Source organism: Natronolimnobius sp. AArcel1 (genome assembly GCF_011043775.1).
Lineage (GTDB): Archaea > Halobacteriota > Halobacteria > Halobacteriales > Natrialbaceae > Natronolimnobius.
In genome coordinates this window covers 126,083-143,546 of the sequence record NZ_JAAKXY010000001.1, presented here as the reverse complement: position 1 = coordinate 143,546, position 17,464 = coordinate 126,083, and the positions used below count along the sequence as shown (strand labels likewise).

The following is a 17,464-nucleotide window of genomic DNA, read 5'->3' as shown; positions in this document are numbered from 1 at the left end:
AACATCACCACGACTTTGTACACGCAGGGCTGCTATGCAGCTATGGGTCTCGAGCGGTTCATCAAGGCGAATCTGGTCGTGGTGCCGTTACTGCTGGCGGCCGGCTACGCGTTCTACGGGTCGCTGCCGGTCATCATCGTCCCGTTCGGTGTCGCCTACCTCACGTTCGTTGGACTCCTATCGTTCGCCTGGGGGATGTCCAAACTCTCACTGGTACTCGAGTCTTCCTGAACGCGACTGAAACCCGCACTGCCACTCGCTTACGGCATGTTCGTAGTGCTCCGGCACCCTGTGGGTATTGGTCACACGGAACGATATTCACGACGATCAGTGAAACCAACATTCTCGAGCGTTGAGTCCCAACGGCGGCAAGTAGGTCCGTTTTGAGGTTCAAAGAAAGTTCGAAGAGGCCGCGACACCCCGCTATCGTGGGCCAATCTTCGACAATCGTTGAAACATAGGTTTATTATCGTCGAAACAGTGACTCACGAGTATGAGTCCGACAACGGTACAGGGAATCGATGTGTCGATGCCGGAGGACCTCGCCTCTCCTCGTGCGAAGTTGGTCTATCTCTATCTCACCACAAACGGCAGCGCAACGGCGGATGAACTCCGATCTGCGCTTGACGTCAACAAGAGCACTGTCCTTTCGATCACTGGCACGCTCCGTGAGCGCGGCCACCTCGAGCGCCGAAACGGACGCTACGAACTGGTTTGATTTTGCGGTCGGAGTCGTAGTACAGTGCTTGTACGGGCGATAACAATGGCCGAGAGCGGAGTCGCCGCGATTGACGGCGACTCCGCGAACCGGGGGAGGGTAGGCCATCACACAGCTATCGACCGCGAGCGAACGAAGTGAGCGAGCGGGCCGACGACTGACCGAAAAGCCGCGCTGTGCGCGGCTGGCGGGGAAAGAGGAGTGCTTTTAATCGAATTTTTGCCGAGGGCGCGGCGTGCCGCGCCCGTGGTTCGAGAGAGCGGAGCTCTCTCGTCATCACGAAAGACGCGAGCGTCTTTCGAACGACAGAGCAAAACTTCGTCCCTAGAGCTCGATCCGTTCGACTAACTGCTCGTGGTTCTCGTTCGTGTTGACCGCAACGATCCGAATGCAATCCTCGAGTCCAGAGTTGTGCAGTTTTTCCTTCAGGAGGTTATCGACCTGATAGACACCTGCAGCGTTGGTCATCGCGATTTCGACCATTACGGGGCGGCTCTCGCCTTCGTAGAGTGAGACGCGTTTGATCGCCTGACTCGAGAGCGTGTTAATACCCCGCCCGCCGTGTTCGTAGGGGATGCGTGAGCGCCCGCTTTCCATATCTAGGGCATCTGCGACGCGGATGACGCCTGCTTCGTTCGTCAGCGGTGTTTCGGCCGTGTGGTGACACAGAATAGCGTGGAGGACCTCACCTTTGACACGGACCGTGTCTGCGATGTCGTAGAATTCGGGGAGCACGCGATCCATGATATCGGCCGCAAGCGGGATCGAGTAGTAGACGTGGTCGTCACGGTGGACGACGTGGCCAACGTCGTGAAGCGTCGCAGCAAGCGCGACGATGACCGCCTCGTCTTCTTCGGCGAGTCCCTGCTGATGTGCGTGAAACTCGACACCACCGGCTTTCAGCAGGTCGTATAAACACAGCGCGCGATTGCGGACGATCTCGATGTGTTTTGCACCGTGGTCGTTGTACTGCATCCGATCAACCGCATTGATGTTTTGGGCCTCGAGATACGTCTGGATCTCCTCGTCGGTTGTGATGAACTCGAGGACGCGGTTGAGTTTCTCGTCGGGGAAGTGGTGTGCAGCGTCGGGTTCGTAGATCCGTCCGGAATCCTCATCAGCCTCCTCGGGGAGATCATCGGCGGCAGAATCACTCATAGTGGATGGTCGACTGCGGTACAAAAAAGCGCTACGGCGCGGGTGGTGACGTCGCGCGCAACCCGCGTGGAATCGGTATCGGTTCGCGTCGTTAGGCTGCGTCCTCGACAGCGGCCTCGACCTCGTCGTAGTCCGGTTCGACGCCGGGGTCGTCGCTGACCCACGCGTACGTGACGTCGCCGTCGGCGTCGACGACGAAGACCGAACGCTTGGCAACGCCGTAGACGCCGAGGTCGTCGAAGTCCATCGCGATGCCGTAGTCGTCGATGATTTCCTTGTTGAAGTCGCTCAGGAGGCCGAACTCGAGGTCGTTCTGGTCGCGGAACTCGTTGAGCGAGAACGGCGAGTCACGGCTGACGCCGTAGACCGAGGCGTCGAGATCCTCGAAGGCCGAGAGGCGGTCCTGGAACGTACACATCTCATCGGTACAGACGCCCGTGAACGCACCGGGGAAGAACGCAAGAACGATTGGCGCGTCGTCTTCGAGTCGGTCCGAAAGAGTGAACGAGTCGACGTCGCCGTTTGCGAGCGGTGCGGTAAAGTCGGGTGCAGTGTCGCCAGTATCTACCATCGACTATCCCTTATGTCTAACCGGGAAAGATAGTTTCGTTCGCGGACGACTGCGCCGTTCTGTTCGTGGTGGGTTGTGAGGAGGTGCGTGAGCTGCATTCGACCCCGCCTCGAGCAGCAGTGGTTTTACTTATCGTACCACTTTCGGTCCCGCTCACAAGGCGTCTGCCGCGGAACGGTGGCGAGTTGCGCCTCGAGAGCGCTACCCGAGGAGAGGGACTGTGAGTTGCCAGTGCGTGAGAAAAACGCGTTTGCGTTGCTCTCCCGGAGGGTTTGTGTCCTCGAGTACGATGTGGCTGGCAGCGCCTCGAAACCGGACTTTCGATGTCTTGTACGTTACTAAGTGGTCCAAAAAGGTTATAATTGCCAGCCGGTAAGCCACGCATAGAGATGGTAGCCGAAATCGCACCGCTGTTCATCCCCGGCGCACCCGGGGGTCCGGAACTTTTGATCATCCTTTTCATCGCCATTTTGCTCTTCGGGGCGAACAAGATCCCGAAGCTGGCTCGCTCGACCGGTGAGGCTATGGGCGAATTCCAGAAGGGGCGTGAGAAGGTCGAAACAGAACTCGAGGAGATGCGCGACGGAGACTTCGAAGGGGACTTCGACGAGGACGAGGCTGACACCGACTTCGTCGACACGGAGCCGGTCTCTGCCGAGGACACTGACGCTGACGTCGACACCGAGACAGAAACGGAAACCAACTAACGCGGTTTTTGCCGGGGCGTGTGGCCTAGCGGAGAGGGCAGGAGGTTCCTAACCTTCTGATCGTGGGTTCGAATCCCGCCACGCCCGTCCGCGACGAACGGACGTGAGGAGTGGACGGGCACGGATTCGAATCAGGGAGTGAAACGAAGCGGAACGACCGTGGTTCGAATCCCGCCACGCCCGTTATCGTACCGAGTGAATACGAGGGCGATAACGGATCGTGCGGGATTCTTGAACTATGGAACAAGCGAGCGATAGCGAGCGACGTTCAGGTGGTTCGAATCCCGCCACGCCCGTTTTCCTGAAAATCAAACGATAGCGACAGTGCTAGCTGAGTGACACCGGGGGCATCATCGAACTCGCTTCTCGAGGCTGTTCCGTCCTCGAGACGATTTATCGAGCGCCCTGAACAGTCTGCGTGAGACAGTCCACCAGTGTCAGGTGTGGACAACGACTAGCATACCGCGTTTGCACTGTGTCATAGCCGAGTAACTCATATGCGAGTGAGTACTCGAGTATGGCACTACGAACGTGTGTATTTTCACACAATTTTAGCGAAGAAGATTATCAGATGTGGTAATGTATGGATGAGGTTTTTGAAGGGTGACTGATAGCGTGAATGTAATGGCTATTGACGAGGGCAAACAATCGGGCGCCGGGGGGACGTCAGCGGGTGACGCGTCCGATGCTATGTCGGAGGGCAATCGGGCTGCCACGTCGGGTTCGAGCCGGGTTCGCGTCGGCGACTATTCGTGGGAAGATTTTATGACCGAATACGGCTACGGCGAGGAGATTTCCGCGCTGTATCCGGACGATCCGACTCCCGACGAAGACGACCAGCTCGGTCTCGAGACTGGTGAAGCGAGCGTCTCGACGGTGCCACGTGGTGAGGACTGGGATCGCGTTTCGTTCGATCCGTCTGTCTATCTGGGCTATCATCCGGACGATATTCGTGACCACGTGCTTCCAACTGCAGGGACGAACAACGATATTCTCGAGCGATCGTTTCTCAAGTATGTCGATCCGGAGACAACGCCGGTCGTCAAAGACGTCTGGACCTGGGAGCACTACAAGTGGGAGTACTACTACGAGGAAGACGGCAGTCGACCGCGCGATAGTGACGGCAAGATCGTCCGCCACGACAAGGAAGAGGCGCTCGGATTCGATCCCGAGACGCTCGAGGAGCGACTGACTGTCGGCGCGGACCGGGCGATGGAACTCGACGATGTTGTCGAGGAACGGACGGTCAACGTCCAAGACGATATCGAGGAAGACGACTTCTTCTCGACGGCCGACGGCGCGACGACGCTCTCGAATCGCTACGATCTCGAGAAGTCGGTGCCGATGGACAAAAAGACCCACTACCAAGAGGTCGAGCGTTACTGGGTCAACAAGCCCTACGCCTACGTCGTCATCTTCCATTCCGAGAAGGAAAACGAGAAGAAGTACTACATGATCGAGCCGTACATCAACGAGATCGAGGGGGACTTACAGGAGTTCCTCTCGGGCAAACTCCGGACGGCAATCAAGTACTCCGACGACGGTATTAAAGAGAAAGCGAACGAGGACGGCCGGCGAAACGTCATCGAAGACGAGACACGCCGGCTGCTGAAACGCTACGACCTATTCGAGAAGACTGCGGGGAGCAAGACGGCGGGCATCATCGAAACCGTCCAGTCGCTCCTGAACGACGACGATGAGGATGACGAGGACGGTCCCGATGAACTCGAGGGAATCGAGGTCCGTCCCGAACCTGCTATCCTCGCGGACGATCCGGATACGTTGAACGAGTACCAGGTCGAGAAACTCCTCTATTTACTTAAACGGAACTTCATCGGCTACGAGCGGATTGATGGCATCAAACACGACATCAACGTGGAGGACGTTTCCTGTGATGGCTACAACTCGCCCGTTTTCGTCTATCACTCCGACTACGAGCAGATTATTTCGAACATCTACCACGGCGAGGACGAACTCGACGACTTCGTCGTCAAACTTGCCCAGCGCTCGGGCAAGGGGATCAGTAAACGGCTCCCACAGGTCGATGCGACGCTTCCCGACGGGTCGCGTGCCCAACTCACTCTGGGGAAGGAAGTCTCCGACCACGGGACCAACTACACCATCCGTCAGTTCAAGGACGTCCCGTTCACGCCAATCGACCTGATCAACTGGAACACCTTCTCACTCGACGAGATGGCGTTTCTCTGGCTCTGTATCGAGAACCACAAGAGCCTGATCTTCGCTGGCGGGACGGCATCCGGGAAGACAACCTCGCTGAATGCGGTCTCGCTGTTCATCCCAAGCAGTGCAAAGATCGTCTCCATCGAGGACACACGCGAGGTCGAGTTGCCACAGCGAAACTGGATTGCAAGCATTACGCGCCCCTCGTTCTCCGACGACGAGCAGGGTGACGTCGACGAGTTCGACCTGCTCGAGGCTGCACTGCGACAGCGGCCTGACTACATCGTCATGGGTGAGATCCGTGGTGAGGAAGGTCGAACCCTGTTCCAGGTCATGTCGACGGGTCACACCACGTATACGACGTTCCACGCGGACTCCGTCGACGAGGTCCTCAAACGATTCACGACGGACCCGATCAACGTCTCGAAGACGATGTTCACCGCGCTGGATCTGGTTTCGATCCAGACTCAGACACGTGTACAGGGGAACAAGGTTCGCCGGAACAAGTCCCTGACGGAGATTAACCACTACGAGGCCGAAAACGACGAGATCAACGTTCAGGACGTCTACCAGTGGCAAGCAGAAACTGACGAGTACCTCAAGATGGGGGACTCGAACACCTTAGAGGAAATCCAGTTCGACCGCGGCTGGAACAACGAGAAACTCCAGCAGGAACTGTTCAAGCGCCAGGTCATCCTCGCCTATCTCATCAAGAACGAACTGAACACCTACGCGGAAGTCGCCGCGACCGCACAGGCGTTTATCAATGATCCAGAGACGATTCTGACGCTCATCGCAAACGGGCAACTCGAGGACAGCCTCGATGATCTCCGTGAGATGGAGAGCGTGCTGATCGACGTCGATCAGGACAAGGAGGAACTCGTCCCCCGGCCGGACCCGACAACAGAGACGTACAATACGTCGACGGACATCCTCGAGCGAGCTGAGGAGTCGCTGTTCGAAGAGTATCGTGGGAAAGTTCCCAGCGGGCTTGCAAGTGCACTCGGGGATATCGAGGACGCAGAGACGATCGATGTTGAGGCCGACGATACCAGCGATGACGAGGAGTTCGGCTTCAGCGACTCGTTTAGCACCGGGAACGACTCGTGGTCCGATGCGAGTGGCTTTACAGTCGGTTCGGATGGGTCCAGTGACCAGCCGTCGTGGATCACTGACGACACCGACTTCGAGGTTGGGTTCGATGAATCAGGAACCACTGATACGGCAACCGCAGGTGCGGACACCGGCTCGAGTACGACGGCCAGTGCCAGTACTGCATCGGGGTCCAACGGTGGGTTTGGGCCAACTGACGAGAGCAGCGGTGCCGATTCAGATCCGTTCTCGAGTGCCGGAAGTAGTACGGATATTGGTGGCGTAGGTGGTGGATCCTCGACCGGGCAGTTCGATATGAATCCGATCGAGACCGCAGATGCAGAGCCGTCGACCGAGGATGCGGTCAACGAGCAACTCGGAGCGCGCGGATCCTCGGTCGCGCCCGATGCCGATGACGACCTCGGTGGACTCTTTGAAAATATGGGTGAGGCGCTTGCAGAACTCGATGAAGCCGAGACAGCGACTACGAATGCACCAGCGCCAGGCCATGAGGGGACCGACGGAGACGACGATTCCCCGGTCTTCGCTCAGGAATCGTCCGGTTCGATTTTCGATCCGGACTCGAGTGCAGGCGAAGGCTCTGGTGATTTCACCGCGCATCTGTCCGACGTTGAGACAGAGTCAGAAGAATCACCGTCGGCTTCGGACGCCTGGGAGACGAACGCAGGCTCACAGACCACGTCGACGTCGGAAGCCGAGACCGCGTCGACACCAGCGCCCGACCACGCGCCAGCATCTGAGACGGAGCCTGAACCGGATTCAGAAGTCGAATCAACACTCGAATCAGAGCCGGCACCAGACACAGAGTCATCATCGGACACATCGGCCACAGACGACGGCGCCAACTCGAATGAGGTATCCGAACAGAACGTTCCAACGATCGAGATCGACGAGTCGATGACGAGCGAGTCTGACGGCGAGGAGGCGACAGCACCGGACGATACTGGCGCTGAATCAGCGGGGAAAGATGAGCCAGCGGCGGAGTCAGCACCAGACAGCGACCCGCCGACGATTGAACTTGACGACCCGACACTCGAGTCACAAGCAGGAGACGCCGAATCTGCTGCGACCGAGGACGAGTCACCCGATGAAACTGGCGACGCGGTGACGGATGGCAACAATGAGGCGATTCCAGCAGAAAATGGAGAGTCACCAACAGACACATCGTCGATATTTGGTGACGAATCCGAATCGGTGTTCACGGAGACCGACGAGGAAGAGACCACGGAATCCGGTTCGTTATTTGATGAACGGGAAGAGACTGACGACGGGTCGATCTTCACCGACAACGAGGACGAGGCTGGCGACGCAGACGAAATAAACACTGAAGACGAGAACGCCGCAGATGCGGACAATAGCACAGACGCAGACAGTGAGCCAAACGAGAATAGTGAGGGTGACCAGCAAGATTCGAGTGACGAATCTGCGGAGCGTGACACATGAGCCTCCAGACCGATGATAGCGCCAGCGGGGGAACTGGGAGTCTTGGCTCCGGCTCAGACGTACTCGGCAACGCATTCTATCCCCTGTACAACCGCCTGTTCGGCGAGGGAAGCGAGTTCACTGCGGACGTCGAAACCAAACTCGCACAGGCCCGGATGACCGACCCGGTTGAACTGTATCTCTCGCGCGCACTTGGCATTGGGTTCATCGCCGGCCTCGCGCTGTGGCTTCTCGGATTGACCCTTGGCTACGCGCTCTTTGCGACTGGGCTCATCACCGTCGGCGCGTTTGGCATGCCACTCCAGAATGAGACGCTCATCACGGCATTCGAGACGCTTCGCGTGCCAGCGCTCGTGTTCATCACGGGTCTTGTTTTCGGGACCATCGGATTCGCGACTGGCTTTGGCTCGCTCGTCGCGATTCCGTACTCGAGGGCATCAGCCCGAAAGCGCGAGATCAACATGCTCCTCACCGACTCGGTCTCGTTCATGTACGCGCTGTCGGTCGGAGGTCTCAACCAACTCGAGATCATCGACGCGATGGCACAGGCTGACGACACCTACGGTGAGGTCTCAAAAGAGTTCCAGAGCATCGTCAAAGAGACCGAGTACTTCGACGTCGACTACCGGACTGCGATCCGCAAACAGGCACTCGAGACGCCAAGTGACGAACTCTCGCAGTTCCTGACGGATATGCTCTCGATTGTCAACAGCGGCGGTGACATGGAGAGCTTCCTCGAGGATAAAAAAGAAAAACACATGCGGACAGCCAAGCAGGAACAGGAAATCACTCTCGAGACACTCGAGTTGTTCGGCGAAATGTACATGACGCTGTCGCTGTTCCCGTTGCTTTTGATCATCATCATGGTCGTCATGCAGATGATTCCCGACGCGGAGGTCTCTAACGAGATGCTGTATCTGACCGTTTACGGGTTGATTCCGCTCACCAGCATCGCCTTTCTCGTACTCGTCTCGACGGTCAAACACGACGAACCTGGCGATGGCTTCCTGACGATGGGCGGTGACGACAAGCGGATCAAAAGTGCTCAGGAGCGCGGCCTGCTCAACCTCGGACTCGTCGAGCAGTTCACCGGCGAGCGCAGTGTCTTCGACCGCATCAAGAACCGCGAGGGAACCCACGAGACCATGCAGGTCCTCAAAAAGCCACATATTTTCTTCCGAGATAACCCCCTGTATACGCTTGCAGTAACGGTGCCAGTCTCACTGGTCGTCGTCACAACTGCGATGGTGACCGACTCGGCTCCGCTCTCGTGGAACGCCCTCCTCGAGAATCCGATCTGGGGGACGTTCATCTACCTCTACGTGCCGCTGTACTGTATTGCAATTCCACTCTCGATTTTCCGCGAGTGGAACGTTCGACACCGAAACGCAGTCGTCAACAACCTTTCGGAGAACCTCCGTAAACTCGGCAGCGCCAACGACACCGGCTTGACCTTACTCGAGTCGCTCAAATCCGTCTCTGATACGACCAACGGCAAACTAGCTCGTGAGTTCGAGATGATGCACACGAAGGTCAACTACGGCATGAGCCTCAAAGAGGCACTTATCGAGTTCAACAACAAGTATCATATTCCGCGACTCGCTCGCTCGACGCGACTGATTACCGAAGCACAGGAAGCGTCGAATCAGATCACCGATGTCCTGCGGACGGCTGCCCGCGCCAGCGAGAATCACGACGACATCGAGCGCGAACGCAAATCCCGAACTCGGATGCAGGTCGTCATCATCATCATGACGTTCATGACCGTCCTCGCCGTCATTGCAATCCTTAAAACTCAGTTCATCGATACGATGGCCGGACTCGAGGCCGGTGGTGGTGATGTTGACGCCGATGCTGCAGGTGGCGGTGCCGATGGGATCGCCGATGCAGATCTGAGTGAAAACATCGATGTCGATATGCTATCGGTGTTGTTCTTCCACGCCGTCGCGATGCAGGGGATCCTCTCCGGATTTATCTGCGGGTACATCCGTGATGCAGACGTCCTCAGCGGGCTGAAATACGCGGTTGCGCTCGCAACGATCGCACTCGTCGGCTGGGTACTGGTGGCCTAAGATGTTCCGGGATCGATTCGACACTCGAGACGAGACGACCGACCGCCCCAGCGAGCGCTCACGGACGGTCACGATTTCGTCTCCACTCGAGCGCGACCGCGATCGCGGCCAGACAACGCAGGATTTCGCCGTCGGCATCGGGATCTTTATCCTCGCCGTCGCGTTCGTCTTCTCGTTTCTGCCCTCGATCGTGACACCCTATGATTCGTCCATCGGCGGTGCAGAGACGGCACAGGCAGATCGGATTTCGGATAAGGCCCTTGACAATCTTTCGACGGGTGCTGACCCGAACGAAATCGATGCCGATGCTCTCGAAGAGTTCGAAGATGAGCACGATATGGTGAAGGCGTTTGGACTTCGAACAGCCAATAGTGGCAATAATATTGATCGTCTGAACGTGACTGTACAGGAACTCGATAGCGACGACGATGAGTGGTCGTTTGGTGATACGTATGACGAGGACCAACCAGCCGCGAGTTCGGCTCGGATCGTTTCCGTTGATGATGATGATGAAGACGCCTACCGACTCATCGTGAGGGTCTGGTGATCACATGCGAGGGAATACACCCACCAATGACGAGCGTGGACAGGCCTACACCCTCGAGGGATTCATCGGTGCGATGATCGTCTTGATGGCGCTGTTGTTTGCGTTGCAGTCGGTCGTTATCACACCAACAACCGGCGGGTTGGCTGACCGGACAGTACAAGACCAGATTCAGCAGGAGGCACAAGATGCGCTGTTGGTATCGACCCACGATGGAGATCTCTCAGAGACGATCCGATACTGGGATGGTAATAGCGGGTTCGAAGGAGCTACGGATCCATCTGCACCGGGTGAAGATCACAATACGTACAGCGTCTCCGAATTCAATGAATCCACACTCGGTGGCGTTCTAGAAGAGCGCTTTGCCGATCGTGGATGGAGCTACAACGTCGAATTACATTACGAAGACGAGGGCCACGGCCCAGCAAATAGCTCACTTGTCTATCAAGGGAGTCCACCGTCCGATGCGGTGACGGCGAGCTATACTGTTGCACTGTATGACAATCAGACTGTAACGTCTGATCCAGACGACAACAACATAGGGGAAGAGACACTCGAAGGTGCAGAAGATGACTACGAGGTTCCAATTCCGCGAGTAAAAGATGACCCACAACTATACAATGTCGTGGAGGTCCGGGTGATCGTATGGTAACCGAGGACCACTCTCGCGGGCAAGTCATCCTCATTGGGGCAATCGCGCTTGCGTTCATCATCCTCGGTGTCGTCGTCGTCTTTAATGGCGTTCTCTATACGGAGACCGTTTCATCGGGGTCCTCGAGTCAGAGCGCCAGTACGGCCGATGTGACAAACACAGAGGTGAATCAGAGCATCGGATGTCTGCTTGCAGCACTCAATGATGACGAAGATTTCACAGCAGATACTGACGACCTTGGAAACGAGATTGAACCACTGAGTGATCACTATCAGAACGTAACAGCGCAATCAAGCCCATCGGTTCAGACAATTACTTTGGATGAGTACGAACGTGATGGAGAGGAAATTGTCAATACAACTGTTTCGATTAGGTATGATTCATCTGACCTCAGTTACACGCAGGAACTCGAGGAGATTGAACCCGATGACTGTCCAGGAGGGCATCCATGATCGGGCCGCGAAACGAATCCCAAGCCCAAACACAGGAACGTGGTGTCTCTGTTGCGATCACGCACGTCCTGACCATCGGAATCACAACGATTCTCATCGCCATGCTGTTAATGAGCGGAAGTACGCTCCTCGAGTCAGAGACTGACCGCTCAGCGGATACCTCCCTCGAGACGGTTGGCGAACGAATCGCGGGTGAGATTGGAAACGTCGATCAGATCGCGAGCACTGATGGAACAGAGGACGTGACCCTGACTGTCGATCATCCGCGAACAGTTTCGAATTCAGGATATACAGTCACGTTACTCGAGAAATGCGGTGACGAGGAGGATGCACCGTTACTCGAGGACACCGAGACTGCCTGTCTCGAGTTAGAAACATACGATCACGATGCAGTCGTCCATGTACCGGTTGCTGTCGATTCGGCTGTCGACCATGAAAGCACGGCCTCCGGTGGATCAATCGAGATCAGCTACGACGAAGACGACGGAATCACACTTGAGAGGGCCAACTAATGCGAGACAATCGTTGTACTGTCGAGATAACATTTGCTCGAGATGACCGTGGTGTCTCTGAGGTGCTGGCGTTCGTCCTCGTCTTCGGGATTATTCTCACCTCGGTTGCCATTCTCTCGGTGACTGGTTTCCAGGCGATGGACAGCTATCAGGAAAGCGAACAACAGCAGAACGCGGACCGAGCGATGCAAACACTCGCGGACAATTTCAACGATGTTCTACGATACGACGGCCTCGAGGAACGCTACGGTGAATTGACGGTGCGTGGCGGGACGGTGACAGTCGATGGCGACGGTGGACCAGAACTGGACATCGAAGTCGATGGAAACCAACTTACGGATACCGACGGATTCGAACACCTCGAGAACAGTGGTGACTCAATCCCCCTCGGATCGCTGACTTACGAGTCCGGTTCGGACACGATTTCGTACGAAGGCGGCGCTGTGGCCCGAGAAGCTGAGAGTGGCGGTGGACTATTCCTCTCTGATCCGAAGTTACAGTACAATGATGATGTCGCCATCCTCTCGCTCGTCAAAATTGACGGTGACCGGCAATCCATTCAGAGCGATGGGAGTCAAGGATTCTCTGTTTCAGTTAAAAATCGAACGAGCAAATTGGTCAAAGATGATGTTGAGATAAGCGTTTCAGGTGGTGACGAAAGTGAGATATGGGAAGACTATCTCGACGAGGCCCACTGGAATAATGAAGATATGGATCGGATTCTTATCACAATCGTCGAAGTCGAAATCGACTACTAATCGAACGGTTCTGTTCTGGACTATTCCGGCGACTCCCAATCGCCCGTCAACATCACCCGCAACCCTGCTCGAGCGGCGAGTGCTTCTGCAATTCGGGCGTGAGACTCGGCGTCACCGGCAGTCTCGAGGGTGAGTCCGTTCGATAACTCTCGAGGCGAGGCCATTGGGTCGCCGGTGGCTCGCTGTGGGTTGTCGTTGAGAAGCGTTGGAACGGAGTCGTCATCAGGGCTCCAGGGGACGGTGATCCCAGAGAGGCCGCGCTCGAAGAGATAGTCGGCGACACTGACGAGTGCCTGTTCGGATTGGGAGTGGCCGACCGCGCCGATTGAGCCGCGGTCGTTGAAGAATCGCGCGACGTATTCGGTGTCGGGGTCGCTCTTAGTCTCGTCGGTATTTGCATCCTCGTCAGTGCTGTCTGTCGCAGGTTCGGACGGTTCAGGTTCGGTTGCTGACTCATTGCTGCTGGTTTCGGCTGTGTTCTCACCCTCGATCACGTCCGAATCCGTATTTGCTGTGGGTGCTGTCTCATCGACGGAGCCACCGCTCAACTCGTCTTCAGTGGGGTCTCGAGACACAGCGGCCGAGTCTGTCTGGGGGTGCTCTTGAGAGGAGTCCGTAAACTCGAGTGCGACATCGTCCGAGTCGGGTTCGAATCGCTCGGCGTCGTTGTCGGCAAAGGAGACGACGAGGCGGTCGAGCAGTCGATCCGCTGCAGTTTCGAACTCGTCGCGGTAGGTCTCGCCCCCAACAGTTACCAGTTCGTCCGTAATCGACTCCGTGACGCTCGAGCGATTGACCGCGAGCCGACGGGCAACAGCGTCTGCTGTGTCCGTCTCGAGGCGCTTGGATGCCGCGGCTCGAGTGTAGTGCTCGAGTGATGACTCGTGGTCGGGAAGCGATGTGAGAGGACACAGCAATCGGTCTGCGTCGGTCGTCCCAGCAAAGAACGCGACCGAGTGGCCGTTTGTGTAGAGGGCGCGGTCGACGCCCGTCCAGGCCATCGCCTCGAGAAGGGTACGAGCGCGCTGTTCAGAGAGGTCACGACCGTACGGCTCGACGGCGACGAACAGCGCAGGGGTCGATTCGACAGCGAGGATGTACTCGAGATGGGCATCCTCGACGGCTGTATCGGTGATCGTTGACGCAGCGTAGCGGTCCCAGCCGAGTGTCTCGAGGAGCGGATCGACGATCCACGCCCGAGTTTCGCGGCCGGTCGAGGGCGGGGTGGCAGAAATAAGGGCGGTTGTTCGTGAGACAAACGAGCGGAGATCGGAGCCGGTCATTACGCGAGTGTATTCGATCAGAGAGTATGTAATGTCAGGGTGTTATTCAGGGGGCGATACAGACGACCGCTCCAAGGAATATACGGCGAGCTACAGCGAGACGTCCGGATCTCGCTGGTAGATCCGCAGCCGCGCGTCATCGACTTCGAAGGCGGATTTGAGGTTCGGCGGGATTGTTTCGGCTTTCCCGATGACGAGATAGCCTTTCGGCCGAAGCGATTTCGCGATTGAGGCGAGCATCGATCGCTTGTACTCGTTGTCGATGTAGATAAACAGATTCCGACAGACGACGAGGTCAAAGCCGGATTTTGGGTCGTCATTGATCAGGTCGTGGCGTTCGAACGTGACGCGTTCTTGGATCTGGTCGGTAATGGAGTACAGTCGCTCGTCTTGGTCGACGTACTGTTCGTAGCGATCCAGAAAGGACAGTTGCTCGCTGAAATCAACCGTTCGGGACTCCTCGTAGACACCTTCTCTTGCCGTCTCGAGGGCGGGTTCGCTGATATCGCTGCCGAGAATTGAGACTGCCGATTCGTCAATCTGGCTATCGTCGTGGGCAAGCATCGACAGCGAGTAGGGTTCGCGTCCGTCTGCGCAGGCGGCACTCCAGATGCGAACGTCGTCGTTTGCAGTGGAGAGGGTTCGCAACACGTCTCGAATGCCTGCCCAGACATCGGGATTGCGAAAGAAGCCGGTGACGTTGATGCTCATCGCCTGCAACAGCGCCTCCTGTTCGTCGGGGTCTCCCTGTAGCAGTTCGAGGTACTCAGTATACGTTTCGTTTTGCGTGCGTCGCATGCGCGAGGAGACACGGCGGTCAAGATAGCTGTCGTTGTAGTGGCTCGTCGCGAAATTCAGTTCGTGCTCGACGTACTCGAGGAGTTCGTCGAACGACTCGTCGGTCACAATTTAGTCACTCCGTCTTCCCCCTCGTCGCTCGAGCACTTTACCAGAAGCGTTCCGGACTCGGGAGAGAATTCGACGGTGCGCCCGCGGTCGCCGCCGACGTCTTCGGCGACGATTGGGACGCCGAGGCGCTCAAGTTCCTCTCTGGCGGCGACGATGTTGCGCTGGCCGACGCCATCGCCAAAGCTATCGAAATCGAACATGTCACTGCCGCCAGCGAGTTTCGCTTCGACGGCTGTGTAGCTGGCTCCGCGTTCGACCATTCGACGGAGCATCGCACGAATCGCGGTGTCGGCGTACTTGCCGGGTTTGCGATCGCTGTGGTCGGCCGTATCGCCATCAGGGAGCATTGCGTGTGCGAGGCCGCCAATGCCGGTCTCGGGGTCGTACAGTGCAATCGCGAGACACGAGCCGAGCCCGTACGATTTGAGCGTCTCGTCGCTGTCTTCGGTGCCATCGCTGACGACCAGTTCGGAAATCCCGACCTGGACAGACGATGGCATGCCCGGTTCGCTTCCGTATGTTTTCATGTGTTGTTCACTTGCTGGAAGTCCGCTGTCGTCGGCGTCTCCTCGATTCGTTCGACATCGAGGTCGTTCAGCGCACGTTCGAGGTCGGATTCGTCGGGAATGGCGTACACTTCACAGTCGAACTCTCGGCCGTCGGCGGTGATGACCGTATCGAAGACGAACGCAAACTCTTGATTTTCTCCAAGTCGGATAACGACCGGGTCGACGGCTGCAGCACCGATGTCGTGGATGAACTCCGGTGTCGAGTGGTCGATTGTCGTATCAAGGACGTTTGCCCAGCCGTCGAGAAAGCCACTGGCCATGATGTTTCCGAGTTCAGTGATCGCGCTGCGGCCCATTTGGTCGTAGCCGTCCGTGTCGTCGTCTCCCGACGCCGTACCCGACGGAACCATTGCATCGATGATCTCATCGGCCGACTCCTCGTCGAACAAGAAGAGCAAAAAGCCACTCGGCGTGCCCTCAAATTCGAAGGCGACACCGACCAGTTTCTCGTTTGGCACCTGCTGGGGGATCGCCTCGAGCGAGACGAAATTCAGCCGGCGGATGTCGACGCTGGTTTCGATGCCGGTCAGCGTGGTCGCCGTTTTGGCGATCTCTTCGGCACCGCGTTCGGCCATGCGGTCGAAGCCGTCGAGTTTGTCGTACTCAATGCCGTTGCTTGCTCGCAGTTGCTCTAACAGATCGGCCATCGAGTCCCGCGTTGGGAACAGATAGTGACTGAAGCCGACTTCGGTGCCGACGGCTTCGATCTGGCTCTGAAAGAGAAGGGCGAGTTCATCGCCTGAGGCCGTTTCAATGTCGCCGAGGAACGGTTCTGCGGAGTCGCCTTTGATGAACTCGGGGGTCGAAACGTCGATGACAGTCTCGAGAACGTCGGCCCAGCCATCAATAAACCCGTTGTTCATAATCTGGCCGACTTCGGTGACTGCGCTGCGGTTCATCTCGTCGAACTCCTCTGCGTCGGACTTCTCGACGAGCGTTTCGACGATGCGCAAGGCGTTTGCGCGGTCGAAGACGATGACGGAGTAGCCGTCGATCGCACCGCTGAGTTCGACGCGAACGCCGACCTTCTCGCCAGCGTCCTCAAAATCGTGGCGGAGTTCGTGCCCGCGCATGAAGTTGAGTTTCGTGACGCCGACGCGCGTCTCGACATCGGTCATATGAGTGAGCCGACCGGCGGCTAACCCAGCACCCTCTCGGGCCATTCGGTAGAACGTCCCGAGTGCGTTGACGTCGAGTTTCATGCCGGTTTGACGTCGGTTTGGTTGACCATTTCAACGAACTCTTCGAGTTCGGGGAAGGCATAAATTTCGGCTTCGATCTGGTAGCTTGGCACCGACAGGTCCGAATCGAAAAACAGGGCGAGATCATCATCGCCCAGATTTGCCGTTCGGGTGACGATTTCCTCGGTTGGCGCGTAGACGAGCTGTGGTGCAGCAACGTCGATCACGCGCCCGAGTACGTCGGCCCAGCCGTCGATGAAGCCACTGGCCATCATGTTCCCCATCTCTTCGACGGCACTGCGTGCCATCTTTCCGGAGACGTCGGACATGTCGTCAACAACGTCGTCAAGCATGATCGCGGTGATCTTCTTGGCGCTTGCCTCCGGGAAGAGGATGAGAATGTGTCCGTGTGGCGGGTTGAGTAGTCTGACCCGGACGCCGACGCGTTTGCCACCGTCGAGTTGAGACTCGATATCGGCGACGTCGACGAAGTTTGTCTTCGTCACTTCCATCTGGGCGTCCTGCCCAGTCAGCTTGCTCATATTGTCGGCGACGCCGTTCGTACCGACTTTTGCCATTTCGTTTATAAAGCTCAACTTTCGAATATCGACCATCATCGTCATGGGTTCCTCCGTGGGTGT

At 57.2% G+C, this 17,464-nt stretch carries 17 protein-coding genes and 1 tRNA gene; 11 read left to right on the top strand and 7 right to left on the bottom strand.

Going from position 1 to position 17,464, the window contains the following annotated elements:
* The first annotated feature begins 42 nt into the window (after window positions 1-42).
* Together G6M89_RS00735 and G6M89_RS00730 are read left to right on the top strand one after the other, a co-directional pair.
* On the top strand, window positions 43-231 hold the full coding sequence (locus tag G6M89_RS00735; protein ID WP_165159892.1) for a hypothetical protein: 189 nt from the start codon (window positions 43-45) through the stop codon (window positions 229-231).
* Window positions 232-493: 262 nt separating this feature from the next.
* Window positions 494-718: a TrmB family transcriptional regulator gene (locus G6M89_RS00730; protein ID WP_165159891.1), complete on the top strand. Its 225-nt coding sequence runs from the start codon at window positions 494-496 to the stop codon at window positions 716-718.
* A gap of 324 nt (window positions 719-1,042) precedes the next feature.
* On the opposite strand, the gene G6M89_RS00725 is transcribed toward G6M89_RS00730, so the two are convergent.
* Window positions 1,043-1,876 (bottom strand): HD domain-containing protein, encoded by an 834-nt coding sequence (locus G6M89_RS00725; protein ID WP_165159889.1) that lies wholly within the window; start codon window positions 1,874-1,876, stop codon window positions 1,043-1,045.
* A gap of 91 nt (window positions 1,877-1,967) precedes the next feature.
* Window positions 1,968-2,447, bottom strand: a complete 480-nt coding sequence (locus G6M89_RS00720; protein ID WP_165159887.1) for a redoxin domain-containing protein — start codon at window positions 2,445-2,447, stop codon at window positions 1,968-1,970.
* 389 nt (window positions 2,448-2,836) lie between these two features.
* Here G6M89_RS00720 and tatA point away from each other — a divergent pair, with 389 nt between their 5' ends.
* From tatA to G6M89_RS00675, 9 genes are all read left to right on the top strand, one after another.
* Entirely contained in the window at window positions 2,837-3,154 is a 318-nt protein-coding gene (tatA, locus tag G6M89_RS00715; protein ID WP_165159885.1) for a twin-arginine translocase TatA/TatE family subunit, read from the top strand.
* Between the two features lie 14 nt (window positions 3,155-3,168).
* Window positions 3,169-3,241: transfer RNA gene (locus G6M89_RS00710), tRNA-Arg, on the top strand.
* A gap of 537 nt (window positions 3,242-3,778) precedes the next feature.
* A complete protein-coding gene (locus G6M89_RS00705; protein ID WP_165159883.1) occupies window positions 3,779-7,891 on the top strand; it encodes an ATPase, T2SS/T4P/T4SS family in 4,113 nt (1,370 codons plus the stop codon).
* A complete protein-coding gene (locus tag G6M89_RS00700) occupies window positions 7,888-9,963 on the top strand; it encodes a type II secretion system F family protein (RefSeq protein ID WP_165159881.1) in 2,076 nt (691 codons plus the stop codon). Before G6M89_RS00705 ends, G6M89_RS00700 begins: the two co-directional genes overlap by 4 nt.
* Window position 9,964: 1 nt before the next feature.
* The gene (locus tag G6M89_RS00695) at window positions 9,965-10,510 is read left to right on the top strand and encodes a hypothetical protein (RefSeq protein ID WP_206335404.1); all 546 of its coding nucleotides are present in this window, start codon (window positions 9,965-9,967) and stop codon (window positions 10,508-10,510) included.
* 4 nt (window positions 10,511-10,514) lie between these two features.
* A complete protein-coding gene (locus G6M89_RS00690; RefSeq protein WP_165159879.1) occupies window positions 10,515-11,159 on the top strand; it encodes a hypothetical protein in 645 nt (214 codons plus the stop codon).
* Entirely contained in the window at window positions 11,153-11,611 is a 459-nt protein-coding gene (locus G6M89_RS00685; RefSeq protein WP_165159877.1) for a hypothetical protein, read from the top strand. Before G6M89_RS00690 ends, G6M89_RS00685 begins: the two co-directional genes overlap by 7 nt.
* Complete coding sequence (locus G6M89_RS00680) at window positions 11,608-12,123, top strand: hypothetical protein (RefSeq protein ID WP_165159875.1); 516 nt, start codon at window positions 11,608-11,610, stop codon at window positions 12,121-12,123. The genes G6M89_RS00685 and G6M89_RS00680 overlap by 4 nt, the downstream gene beginning before the upstream one ends.
* Window positions 12,123-12,881: a hypothetical protein gene (locus G6M89_RS00675; protein WP_165159873.1), complete on the top strand. Its 759-nt coding sequence runs from the start codon at window positions 12,123-12,125 to the stop codon at window positions 12,879-12,881. Before G6M89_RS00680 ends, G6M89_RS00675 begins: the two co-directional genes overlap by 1 nt.
* A gap of 20 nt (window positions 12,882-12,901) precedes the next feature.
* On the opposite strand, the gene G6M89_RS00670 is transcribed toward G6M89_RS00675, so the two are convergent.
* The 5 genes from G6M89_RS00670 to G6M89_RS00650 all read right to left on the bottom strand — a co-directional run bounded on the left by G6M89_RS00670 (window position 12,902) and on the right by G6M89_RS00650 (window position 17,446).
* The gene (locus G6M89_RS00670) at window positions 12,902-14,164 is read right to left on the bottom strand and encodes a hypothetical protein (RefSeq protein ID WP_165159871.1); all 1,263 of its coding nucleotides are present in this window, start codon (window positions 14,162-14,164) and stop codon (window positions 12,902-12,904) included.
* Window positions 14,165-14,254: 90 nt separating this feature from the next.
* The gene (locus tag G6M89_RS00665) at window positions 14,255-15,070 is read right to left on the bottom strand and encodes a protein-glutamate O-methyltransferase CheR (RefSeq protein ID WP_165159869.1); all 816 of its coding nucleotides are present in this window, start codon (window positions 15,068-15,070) and stop codon (window positions 14,255-14,257) included.
* Window positions 15,067-15,600, bottom strand: coding sequence for a chemotaxis protein CheD (locus G6M89_RS00660; RefSeq protein ID WP_165159867.1), 534 nt, complete (start codon window positions 15,598-15,600; stop codon window positions 15,067-15,069). The genes G6M89_RS00665 and G6M89_RS00660 overlap by 4 nt, the downstream gene beginning before the upstream one ends.
* Window positions 15,597-16,844, bottom strand: a complete 1,248-nt coding sequence (locus G6M89_RS00655) for a chemotaxis protein CheC (RefSeq protein ID WP_165159865.1) — start codon at window positions 16,842-16,844, stop codon at window positions 15,597-15,599. Before G6M89_RS00655 ends, G6M89_RS00660 begins: the two co-directional genes overlap by 4 nt.
* Window positions 16,841-17,446, bottom strand: a complete 606-nt coding sequence (locus G6M89_RS00650; protein ID WP_165159863.1) for a chemotaxis protein CheC — start codon at window positions 17,444-17,446, stop codon at window positions 16,841-16,843. Before G6M89_RS00650 ends, G6M89_RS00655 begins: the two co-directional genes overlap by 4 nt.
* Between the last annotated feature and the right edge of the window lie 18 nt (window positions 17,447-17,464).